The 2179-nt window shown below is 38.7% G+C and carries 2 protein-coding genes; both read left to right on the top strand.

Annotated features, from left to right (window positions below; genetic code table 11):
• Nucleotides 1-1068 (top strand): type VI immunity family protein (locus F957_RS03085; protein WP_016660574.1); only part of this gene is annotated, 1068 nt, incomplete at its 5' end.
• A 4-nt stretch (nt 1069-1072) separates the two neighbouring features.
• The gene (locus F957_RS03090; RefSeq protein ID WP_016541445.1) at nt 1073-2173 is read left to right on the top strand and encodes a type VI immunity family protein; all 1101 of its coding nucleotides are present in this window, start codon (nt 1073-1075) and stop codon (nt 2171-2173) included.
• Nucleotides 2174-2179 lie beyond the last annotated feature (6 nt).

Raw genomic sequence — 2179 nt, 5'->3', positions numbered from 1 at the left:
GTTTGGGCTGATCAACAGGAAAAAGGTGCAATTGGTGGAGGTATTTTCACTCCCCAAGGTCCAGAAGATTATGTTGGGGCTATTCCTGCCATTCGTGCTGTGCTTTATTTTAAAGAAGGCTATAGCGCTGAAATGCGTGAAGCGATTGCACAATGTTTTGATGACTACCAAGCCTACGCCAAAGAACATTTGACTTGGCAATGGCAAGATGAACCACCAAAAAGTGAAAGCGAAAATACAACCTTCGATAAAGCAAAACCTATACGAGATAGTTTAAAAAATTATAGTCCTATGAAGGCTTTCTATTTTTTATACACCAGCGGCAAAGAAAAGTTTGCAACAGGTGCTTGGGAGTTTGCTGTTAACGGCGTTAGTAAGTGGCGATCTGAAATGGGAATATATCAAAGCAGTTTAACTTTTTCTATGCCAATACATTGGGTTGAAGAAAATACTCAACTATTTATTGAACTATTTATTAACTGCGCGCAACGCTTAAAAGCCAATCATGGTTATGCAGGCTATGCCTGTATTATTTCTCAAATTCGAGAGGATAAGAATGAACCAACCGAAGCTTATTTTTCTCGAAAGTGGTGGGCCATGGATGTTGGAAGTCCTACAAAAGAATCTAATAATTTAATTAGTGGAATAAAGACTGTCAGTTGGCTCACTGCAATTAATTATGAATGGTTTAATAAGATTCAAGAAGAAGCCCTAAATAGTGAATTACCGATGAGTTGGTTTATCGGTTACGACTATGGAACAGGCATAATTATTCAGGCAGGTAACTTACCTTTAAATGGATTTGTAGATGAAGATCCATTACCAGCGGTATATGTACTTTTAAATCGAGTTTTAAAGCCGTTACGTGTTGAAAAAATTGGAAGCCTACATCGAGGGAATCATAATAATGAAGAAAATCCATTAATTACAGGTTATCGAGCCGAAGCATGGATGAAACGTTTTGACATTAAAGATGATCAGAAGCTTGAGTATTTCGGCAAGCTACAATCTGAGCCAAAGCTAAACTCGAAACATGCATTCTTAGATCGGCGTGTTGATTGGGGGTAGGTCTTTGCATTTTAAAAATCAAGAAGACTATAAAGTTTGGGCTGATCAACAGGAAAAAGGTGCAATTGGTGGAGGTATTTTCACTCCTCAAGGACCTGAAGATTATGTTGGGGCCATTCCTGCCATTCGTGCTGTGCTTTATTTTAAAGAAGGCTATAGCGATGAAATGCGTGAAGCCATAGTGCAATGCTTTGATGATTATCAAAAAATTGCTAAAAGTCATTTAACATGGTTATGGCAAGATGAACCACCCAAAGGCGAAAAAGCAACTTCAGCCTATAAAGATACAAAACCATTAACAGATATTTTGAAATCCTACAGCCAAATGAAAGCATTTAATTTGCTATATACCAGCGGAAAGGAGAAATTTGCGACGGGCGCATGGGAGTGTAATATTAGCGGAAAAAGTAAATGGCAAATAGAAAATGGGACATATCAAAGTACCTTAACTTTTTCGATGCCTGTTGAATGGGTAGAAGAAAACACCAAAGTTTTTATTGAGTTATTTATCAACTGTGCTCGACGCTTAAAAGCCAGTCATGGTTATGCGGGCTATGCTTGTATTATTTCTCAAATCCGTGATGACAAGAATGAACCGACAGAAGCCTATTTATCTCGTAAATTTTGGGCAATGGATATCGGGAATCCATTCCTTGACGCAAGTTATTTGCTTAATGGCATAAAAACAGTCAGTTGGCTTACTGCAATTAACAACGAATGGTTTAATAAAATTCGTGAAGAAAAAGCCTTAAATAGTGAGTTACCAATGAGCTGGTTTATTGGGTACGATTATGGGGCTGGCATCGTGATTCAAGCAGGCAATCTCCCTTTAAGTGGTTCTGACGAAGTTGACCCTCTGCCTGCACCTTATGTCTTACTCAATCGTATCCTGAAGTCATTACGAGCCGAAAGGATACAGACGCTGCATAGAGGCAATTACGATACAGAAGAAATACCTCTGCTTAAAGGTTATCGAGCCGAAGCATGGATGAAACGTTTTGACATTAAAGATGATCAGAAGCTTGAGTATTTTGGCAAGCTACAATCTGAGCCAAAGTTAAACTCGAAACATGCATTCTTAGATCGGCGTGTTGATTGGGGGTAGGTCTTT

Source organism: Acinetobacter gyllenbergii CIP 110306 = MTCC 11365 (assembly GCF_000413855.1).
Lineage (GTDB): Bacteria > Pseudomonadota > Gammaproteobacteria > Pseudomonadales > Moraxellaceae > Acinetobacter > Acinetobacter gyllenbergii.
Note: the sequence above shows the minus strand (reverse complement) of the source record. Positions and strands in the feature narration are given on the sequence as shown.